9 protein-coding genes are annotated in these 8836 nt (G+C 38.8%); 2 read left to right on the top strand and 7 right to left on the bottom strand.

Features of this window, described 5'->3' with window-relative positions; genetic code table 11:
• The 7 genes from ACEW8U_RS17850 to ligA form a co-directional block, all read right to left on the bottom strand.
• On the bottom strand, nucleotides 1-516 hold a 516-nt coding region (locus ACEW8U_RS17850), incomplete at its 3' end, for a WD40/YVTN/BNR-like repeat-containing protein (RefSeq protein WP_373523414.1).
• 204 nt (nucleotides 517-720) lie between these two features.
• Nucleotides 721-1428: a hypothetical protein gene (locus ACEW8U_RS17845; RefSeq protein ID WP_373523413.1), complete on the bottom strand. Its 708-nt coding sequence runs from the start codon at nucleotides 1426-1428 to the stop codon at nucleotides 721-723.
• A 102-nt stretch (nucleotides 1429-1530) separates the two neighbouring features.
• Nucleotides 1531-1737, bottom strand: a complete 207-nt coding sequence (gene xseB, locus ACEW8U_RS17840; RefSeq protein ID WP_373523412.1) for an exodeoxyribonuclease VII small subunit — start codon at nucleotides 1735-1737, stop codon at nucleotides 1531-1533.
• A complete protein-coding gene (gene xseA, locus ACEW8U_RS17835; protein ID WP_373523411.1) occupies nucleotides 1727-3043 on the bottom strand; it encodes an exodeoxyribonuclease VII large subunit in 1317 nt (438 codons plus the stop codon). The genes xseB and xseA overlap by 11 nt, the downstream gene beginning before the upstream one ends.
• A 99-nt stretch (nucleotides 3044-3142) precedes the next feature.
• Nucleotides 3143-3997 (bottom strand): 4-hydroxy-tetrahydrodipicolinate synthase, encoded by an 855-nt coding sequence (gene dapA, locus ACEW8U_RS17830; RefSeq protein WP_373523410.1) that lies wholly within the window; start codon nucleotides 3995-3997, stop codon nucleotides 3143-3145.
• Complete coding sequence (locus tag ACEW8U_RS17825) at nucleotides 3991-4491, bottom strand: hypothetical protein (RefSeq protein ID WP_373523409.1); 501 nt, start codon at nucleotides 4489-4491, stop codon at nucleotides 3991-3993. The genes dapA and ACEW8U_RS17825 overlap by 7 nt, the downstream gene beginning before the upstream one ends.
• Nucleotides 4488-6950, bottom strand: a complete 2463-nt coding sequence (gene ligA, locus ACEW8U_RS17820) for an NAD-dependent DNA ligase LigA (protein ID WP_373523415.1) — start codon at nucleotides 6948-6950, stop codon at nucleotides 4488-4490. The genes ACEW8U_RS17825 and ligA overlap by 4 nt, the downstream gene beginning before the upstream one ends.
• Before the next feature lie 120 nt (nucleotides 6951-7070).
• Between ligA and ACEW8U_RS17815 the strand changes: the two genes are divergently transcribed.
• On the top strand, nucleotides 7071-7733 hold the full coding sequence (locus ACEW8U_RS17815; RefSeq protein ID WP_373523408.1) for a TetR/AcrR family transcriptional regulator: 663 nt from the start codon (nucleotides 7071-7073) through the stop codon (nucleotides 7731-7733).
• Nucleotides 7734-7781: 48 nt separating this feature from the next.
• Nucleotides 7782-8836: methionine--tRNA ligase (gene metG, locus ACEW8U_RS17810; protein ID WP_373523407.1), on the top strand; the 1055-nt coding region annotated here is incomplete at its 3' end.

Here is an 8836-nt window from a genome sequence, read left to right as displayed (position 1 = left end):
TCCCCAAACAGGTTCCCAAGTGACTCCGGTATCCGATGATTTGGCAATTACCTGACTGCCAGTTGCATATATTAGGTTTGGAATGGTTGGATGTACCTCAAAATCATGAATAGCCTCGGGAAATTCTCCGCCCCCGAAATTGTTTTCTACTTTTGCCCAGGACTCTCCTCCATTTAATGTCCGGTACAGGGCAGGTTCTTTTTCAGAAAAAAATACAATATCCCTAAAAGAGACTAAAATATCATTTTCCGAAAAAATTACGGCATCTTCTATATTTTCTCCTTCAAAACCCAACAAGCGGAAATTCCCCTGCTCATTGATGTTTTTGACATAGATACCTTTGGTGGTCATGGCGTACAATCGGTTGTCTTTGAGCGCCAATTGATTGACAGTGGTATTTACCAATCCCAATGGATTAAGGGTAAATAATTGGGGTTCCTGGTTGGGTCCTTCATCAGTGCAAGCCATTGAAAGAAGTAAGAGCATAATCATGTAAAATGAAGATCTGAATTTCATAGTGGGTTTGTTTTTTTAAATTAATAATTGGTCAGTTTTCTTCAGGACGTTACTGACTTTAAAAATGCGACAAAAATGAAATAAATTTTATGGTTATATGCGATACTGCCAGTTATGGTTTTTTTCTATCTTTTGTTGGAAGACAGAAGACCGAAGTAACTCACTTTATTCCCTCAGTCCATGAGTTAAGATTGAAGCTACCTGTTAATAAGAACTTTTCAATAGCCTTTTGTAAACAATCTGGGTTTGGATTAAGTGGTCGTTGAAAAGGTTGTATCCAATATTGCCATCTAGGTCATCTGAAAAAGTGAACATGCCTTTGATTTCTAATGAAAGATCTGAGAATTGATCCAAACTGTAGCTAAATCCGACAAGAACTGGAATATAGGCAGTAGTGGCTTGGGCAGAGAATTGTGGTGCCGCAGGGTCAAAAGAAAAGGCCTGTTTTCTGTTGACATGGACAACACCGATTCCTGAACCTATATAGGTGTTGAACCTACCTCTGTTCATATGGTTATCATATGGGATCACATAGAAAATAGGCATCAAATCGGCAAAATATGCCTGACCTTTAAATCTAAACGCACCCCCTGCTTCTTCCCAGCTTTTCATGGCATAATCTCTGATCCTACCCCCGCTTTGGACAAATTGTAACCCTCCTGTGACCTGTAAGGCAATCCTTTTATGTAGTTTCTTATTGAAACCTAGTGATATTGCTGGATTCCAATTGAAATTGCTCTCGGTAAATATGCCGCCATTATCCGCATACATAAAGGAAGGCCCGATTCCGACAATAATCGAATTAGACCTTAAATTTCCATCACGATAAAAGCTTTGGGCTTGAGAAAATGTTGAAAAAAACATACAGCCAATAAGAATGGCAAACAGCGGAGTTGAACCTGAAATATTCATTTTAGCGGAAAATTGTAGTACATCAAACCAAAAATGCAACACCTGACAATCCTTGGTTTGAAATAGAGATAGATGCTTAAAATTAGAAAAATTTTCCAAATTTCATTGGTTTTCCTCATTATCCTCCAATGCCTTGGAAATCTCACTCTCTGTGGTTCTTAACTTATTTTTACAAAATTTGACAAGCTTGGTAGCTTCTTGGACAAGTTCCGAAAGTTCATCCATTCCCTTTTCTCCGCTTTCCAGAAGATTTACGATTTCTTCAATTCTTGCAACAGCTTTATCATAACTGATAATTTTATTTTCCATATTCTTCAATTTCATTGATGGTACTTTTGATAATTTTATCTTTAAGATAAGTGCTTATTTCCTGACCTTGTCCTGGGTTAAGTTTGTGGATGGGAATACCATTGAATTCAGTCCGGGTATATCCTTTTTGGAAAAATGTTTTGGGATCAGATTTTTGTATGTCTTTTTCCAATTGATCAATTTTTCTGAATTGACTTTCAATTAAAGATTTCCAAGTCTTTAGCAGGCTGAGATTCAAGTTGTCAACTTTTATTTGTTCCAATTTTAGTATTCCTGCTGATGAAATTCTGATCTGACGTAATTTCTCGATTAACTTTTCAGATTCCCTGATTAACGTGTTTTTAGTCTGGCTTTTCAGTCGATTTTCTAAATCCAATATTCTTCTGTCTTCCCAATTCAATTGTTGAGAACAGTTACGGTTCAGAATTTTCAACAGATCATGCAATCTTTCCTCAAATTCTCTAAATCCGGAGAGAATAAATTCAGCAACAGCAGTTGGGGTTTTCATTTTGGTATGGGCAACCATATCTGCAATGGTCTCGTCCCGTTCATGACCGATACCCGTAATCACTGGAATATGACTTTTGGCGATCTCAAGGGCCAAAGCATAATCATCAAAGCAATCCAAATCCAATTGGGCACCTCCACCGCGGATAATAACGATGGCATCAAAACGCGCTATCGTATGGTCTACGAAGATATTATTGAAAGCATTGAGCATCGTGGCTACAGCCTCAGAACCCTGTAAGGTGGCTTGATATAATTTGCTGACTACTTTATATCCATAGCGGTTGTTCTGTAGCTGATTTATAAAATCACCGTATCCGGCAGCAGTGACAGAACTTATTACGGCGATGTTTTGTGGAACCACTGGAAGCAAAAGTCTTTTATTAAGATCCATCATCCCTTCACGTCCTAACCTTTCTATTACCTCCTGCCTAATTTTCGCCCTTTCTCCCAATGTGAAATTAGGGTCAATGTCTTTGATGTTCAGACTGATACTGTAGATTTCATGAAATGTCACCGTCACTTGTGCGAGGACTTTCATTCCGGATTTAAGACTTTGACCTGTTGCAGCTTGAAACCTACCTGAAATGCCACGATAGGAGTAAGACCAGATATTGGCCCTCATTTTTGCCAAAATGGTATTTCCCTGCTTTTCGACCAAATCCAAATAGGCATGTCCCTGACCTGCCTGTTTGAGTTCCCCAATCTCAGCCACCACCCAATATGTTGGTTCCAATTGGGTATCCAATGTCATTTTGACCAATTGGTTAAGTTCTAATAGTGAGATGGCTGATTGCATGATGGAAGACTGGAGACGGGAGACGGAAGACCGAGGATTGGTACTTTTATCAATTACCCTAGACTGGTTTTTATTAACCTGTTTTTGGAAGGATTCTCATTATAATTTTAATTGTTTGATTCTTTCTCTTAGACTTTGGGATGCAGGTAGGAGGGGCAATCTTACCGTATCCCCACAGATTCCCAATTCTTTCATCAGAAATTTCAAGCCAACCGGATTGCTTTCCTCATACATCAAAGGATTGATGTCCAATAATTTGAAAGCAGCTTCTTTTGATTCCTTTAGGTTTCCATGGCAAATGGTTTTGAAAATTTCAGGATAGGCATTGGCCAAAACTGAAATAACACCCTTTCCACCAATGACCCGCATCGATGGAGTCAAAATATCATCTCCCGAAATCAGCAGGAAATCATCCGGCATCCTCGCTGCTATTCTCATGCATTGGGAAAGGTCTCCACTAGCTTCTTTCATGCCGATGATATTGGCATGATGGGACAGCTGAATGGTGCTTTGGAATGATACATTGGACATGGTCCTTCCCGGTACATTGTACAGAATGACTGGAACAGGACAATTGTCTGCTATGGCCCTGTAATGAGCAATGATTCCAGCTTGAGTAGGTTTGTTATAAAAGGGGCTGACGGAAAGAACAGCGTCAATTTGGGAAAAATCCGTGTCTTTTATATCATCCAAGATGGCATGTGTATTGTTTCCACCCAATCCGTAAACAATTGGCAATCTACCTGCATTGTATTTGATACAGGCGTCAAGTACTTCTTTTTTTTCATTTTTCGTTAATGTGGCACTTTCTGCGGTAGTTCCTGCTACTACCAAATAATCCACCCCACCGATTATGACGTGTTCAATTAACTTCTCCAATCCAGGAAAATCAATACTTTTATTTTCTTTGAAAGGAGTAATCAATGCAACCCCTGTTCCTTGTAGTTTCAACATGCTTGTTTTAGTTTTTCAAAATAAGCCAACAATTTGAATAAATTTTCACTCAAATCATCGCCTTCTTTTTTGATCATGAAGTCAAGATAGGTTTTGTTTTCATCTGAAAGGAAGCCCATCTTGAACCTGCTTTGGTTATTGAGGAGCAAATAACGCAAATATGGGTTAAGGGATAAAGAAGGCACTAAAATAAAATCCAATTTTTCATCCAAAAATCCATTGCAGTATGTGCCCGGTAATCCAGTCGAGGAAAAATGTTTATGTGAAATGGATTCGGTTTCCTGAGTTCGATCATTGTAATAAAACCCAATAATCCTTACCTGATATCCCCAGAGGCTCCTTATGAAATCTTTTGTTTCTTTAAATTCATCTTCATTTTCTGCAAGGATCCCTATGCATTTTGGATTTGCAGGAACTTTGACATCATAATTACCTTTTCTCTTCAAGGAATTTTTGAGTTGAAACTTTACGAATAAATTTTTGATAAATTTCATGTTTCGATGGTTTTACCGACCATACCTAGAAACTCTTCCTCTGAGATCATCTTAATGCCCAACTTCTGGGCTTTCTCTTTTTTGCTTGGTCCCATATCTTCTCCTTCAATTATAAAATCCAATCCCTTTGACACAGTCTTTAGATATTGTCCTCCATTGGCTTCAATAAAATTAATTATTTCATCACGTTTGAAATGATTCAGTTTTCCTGATGCCAATATTTTCATTCCTTCCAGGCTATTTCCAAGTAATTCTTTTTCTACTTCTGTTATTTCAAAGTTCAGGCCCTTTTCCTTCAACCTTTGTATCATTACAAGATTTGCCTGATCCGAAAAATAATCATGAATACTAGTGACTAAGGTTTCTCCTATACCATTAACATTCAATAATTCTTCAGAAGTTGCCATGGAAAGTCCATCAATTGATTTGAAATGCATGGCCAATATTTGGGCTGTGTTTTCGCCGATATTTTTGATTCCTAAGGCAAAAAGCACTTTTTCGAAAGGCTGGACTTTGGAAGTTTTGATTCCTTCTATCATATTTGAGATGACACCTTCCTGAAATGTGTTTGCTTTTAATTTTTTGACCTTTTCTACCTGTTCATCAGTCAAGTTGAGGGCCATTTTTAACAAAATGGCATGGACTGTACCTTCGTGCTGAACAGCAGCTTTTAGTTCCTCTAGGTTTGCCCGATTGCCCACCAAAAGGAACAATATAACTGAAACAGGCATGTAATCTTCCAGTTTTGGAATGCCTGAGGATTTTAGTACTTCCTGTAGTTTTACAATCGTTGCGATATTCTGCGCAACTTTCTTATTTGAATTCCTGATAAAAGATTTGAAGTTCTCCAGAACTTCTTCCAATGGGATTTCAATATTTCCTTCACAAAATTTCTGAATGGCAGTGAGGGAAATTCCTTCAGTCAAAGCAAAGAATGATTTGGTCAGTGAAATGTAAAGCATATCATCATCGGTTTTTTGATATTGATCTTGATTCATTTCCAATCCCAACAATTGGTCTTGGATTTCCTCAAGGTCATAAATGTCAGCCGGGTTAGCGATATACCCCTGATCTATCAGAGTTCTTATTCTTTCTGTTCCCATTGAATCGATATCCATTGCTCTTTTATGTACAAAATGCTCAATCCTACCTAATATCTGCGGAGGACAATTGGCTGCATTAGGACAAAAATGTTTTGCTTCTCCTTCTTTCCTTTCCAAGGGAGTGCTGCATTCCGGACAATGATCAATGTATTGAATTGGCTTGGCTCCTTCTTTTCTTTTGGTAGTGGAAACAGCCGTGATCTTTGGGATAATTTCCCCCCCTTTTTCCACAAAGACAGTATCTCCTTCATGTAGGCCCAATCTCTCGATTTCATTGGCGTTGTGAAGGGAGGCCCTTTTGACAGTGGTACCCGCTAAATGAACGGGGGAAAGATTTGCTACAGGAGTAATGGCACCGGTTCGGCCTACTTGGTAGGTGATGGACAAAAGCTGGCTTTCAACACTTTCTGCTTGGTATTTGTATGCTATGGCCCATTTTGGGATTTTGGCTGTAAAACCAAGTTCCTCTCTTTGGTCATAATTATTGATCTTCAATACTACGCCATCAGTTTCCAATGGCAAATCAAACCTCTTTTCTTTCCAGTCTTCAATATATGCCAGAACATCCCTGATATTTTGACATTTGGCATAGGTTGGTGAAACATTGAAACCCCATTTTTCCAGCAAATGTATGGCATCCTCATGGCTGTTTACTGTCAGGTCATTTCCTATCAATTGGTAGAAATAGCAATTGAGTCTTCTTTTGGCCACAATGCTACTGTCCTGCATTTTTACGGTTCCTGATGCTGCATTTCTGGGGTTGGCGAGTAGGGGGTCTCCATTTTCTTCCCTTTCCAAATTGATTTTTTGGAATTCTCTCAGGGGAAGAAATATTTCACCCCTAACTTCAAATTTTTCAGGGATATCAGTCTCTTGGATCCGCAGCGGGATATTTCTGATCGTTTTTATATTTTCGGTGACCACATCACCTCTAGTGCCGTCTCCACGGGTCACAGCCCTTATGAGTTTTCCACTTTCATATACCAATGAAATGGCAACACCGTCGAATTTCAGTTCGCAGAAATATTCATAATTTCTATGTTCAAGTCCTTTGGCCACCCTTTCATCAAAAGCCAATAGTTCTTCATCAGAATAGGTATTTCCTAATGAAAGCATTCTGGATTGATGCTCGGCAGTCTCAAATTCTTTGGTGATGGTGCCACCTACTCTTTGGCTAGGACTGTCAGGCACCAAGAATTCGGGGAACTGTTTTTCCAATTGGATAAGTTCTTCCAATAATTTATCAAACTCAAAATCTGATATTTCAGTACGGTCTTCCTGATAGTAAAGAAAGTTGTGGTAATTGATCAGTTTACTGAGATCAGCAATTCGTGCCTGAGCCTCTATTGGTGTTATCATATGTCGTTTTGGGAGATACAAATAATTGGTGATCAAAATTAACTTTTGTAGGTAGAAACGCAAAGCAATACTTCAAGTAGCTATGGTTTTTATCTAATTGGGTTTAAATGTTAGGGAATGCCTATATTTGTAAGCATATTCTACAAGATGAGCAAGAAGTCTGAAATAGAAGCCAAAATACTCCAAGTGGCCTACAATTTTTTTATAGAAAAAGGTTATAGGAATACCACTATGGATGAAATCGCTCAGAAATTGGGCATAAGCAAAAAAACCTTATACAAGTATTTTCCGGGAAAATTAGAACTTTTGGGAGCTGCATTTGATATGCTTACCAATAAGCTTTCCATTAAAGTCAATGCAATTCTCGACAATGATATGATTCCATATACGGTCAAATTGAAATCAATTCTGACCGATGTAGCCAAGGATATCGCACCTATCAATCCTAAAATATTGGAAGAGCTCAGGGAATTTGCTCCTGAAATCTGGAAAGAGCTCTTGGATTACATCAGAGAATCCGGTTACCTCAGATTTCAGAAATTGATGCAGGAAGGAATCAAAAAAGGCTATGTCCTTCCACATACCAATGTAGCTTTTGTGGTCTTTGTATATACTTCCGCCATACAGAATTTGATAGACAATAAGTTTTTAAGCCAGTTTCCAGATGAAATGAGGGCAAGTTTTGATTTAAGTCCGGCACAGATTTATGATCAGGCAATTCAGATTATATATTCAGGAATACTTACGGAAGAAGCCCAAAAAGAACTCCGTCAAATTTGATATTCAATTCAAATCACCCTTACAATCTAATTTCTATATTTGCGTCCTATGGAAAACAGCAAGTTCAACAGATATACTATTACCGCCGCTCTACCTTATGCCAATGGTCCTTTACATATTGGACATTTGGCAGGATGTTATATCCCATCTGACATTTATGTCCGTTACCTGAGATCACTTGGGAAGGAGGTTGCCTATGTTTGTGGTTCTGATGAACACGGAGTTGCCATTACTATTAAAGCAAAAAAAGAGGGAATTACTCCTCAGGAGGTAGTAAACAGGTACCATGAGCAGATGAAAAAAAGTTTTCTGGAGTTCGGAATCAGTTTTGACCATTATTCCAGGACCTCTGCCAAAATCCATCACGAAACAGCCTCAGGATTTTTTAGAAATCTTTATGATAAGGGAGAGTTTTTGGAACAATCCACAGCACAGTATTATGACGAGGAGGCCGGACAGTTTTTGGCTGACAGATATATAGAAGGTACTTGTCCCAAGTGTGGGAATGAAAATGCATACGGTGACCAATGTGAGAAATGCGGTTCATCTTTAAGCCCTACAGACCTTGTCAATCCCAAATCAAAGCTCAGTGGAAATACACCTGTGCTTAAGGAGACCAAACATTGGTTTTTGGATCTTGCCCGATATACCGAATTTCTGAAAAATTGGATATTGGTAGAGCACCAAAACGACTGGAAAAACAATGTACTTGGTCAGTGCCGATCTTGGTTGGAAGCAGGGGATGGGTTACAGGCTAGGTCCATGACAAGGGACATGGATTGGGGTATTCCTGTACCCGTGGAAGGCGCTGAAGGGAAAGTCCTCTATGTTTGGTTTGACGCACCTATAGGCTATATCTCATCTACCAAGGAGTGGGCAGCAGAAAAAGGAATTGATTGGGAACCATACTGGAAATCCAAAGATACTAAACTGGTGCATTTCATTGGAAAAGATAATATCGTATTTCACTGTATTATTTTCCCTGCCATACTGAAAACCCATGGAGAGTATATTTTACCGGATAATGTGCCGGCCAATGAGTTTTTGAACCTTGAAGGAGACAAGATTTCCACTTCCAGAAATTGGGCAGTTTGGTTGCATGA

It is taken from the genome of Aquiflexum sp., assembly GCF_041751335.1.
Lineage (GTDB): Bacteria > Bacteroidota > Bacteroidia > Cytophagales > Cyclobacteriaceae > Aquiflexum.
This window is presented reverse-complemented; position numbering and strand designations above follow the sequence as displayed.

Excerpts from the sequence above, each read along its gene's own strand:
- xseB (WP_373523412.1), bottom strand. The coding sequence starts at position 1,737 with ATGGAAAATAAAATTATCAGTTATGATAAAGCTGTTGCAAGAATTGAA.
- ACEW8U_RS17825 (WP_373523409.1), bottom strand. The coding sequence starts at position 4,491 with ATGAAATTTATCAAAAATTTATTCGTAAAGTTTCAACTCAAAAATTCC.
- ACEW8U_RS17815 (WP_373523408.1), top strand. The coding sequence starts at position 7,071 with ATGCCTATATTTGTAAGCATATTCTACAAGATGAGCAAGAAGTCTGAA.
- ACEW8U_RS17845 (WP_373523413.1), bottom strand. The coding sequence starts at position 1,428 with ATGAATATTTCAGGTTCAACTCCGCTGTTTGCCATTCTTATTGGCTGT.
- dapA (WP_373523410.1), bottom strand. The coding sequence starts at position 3,997 with ATGTTGAAACTACAAGGAACAGGGGTTGCATTGATTACTCCTTTCAAA.
- xseA (WP_373523411.1), bottom strand. The coding sequence starts at position 3,043 with ATGCAATCAGCCATCTCACTATTAGAACTTAACCAATTGGTCAAAATG.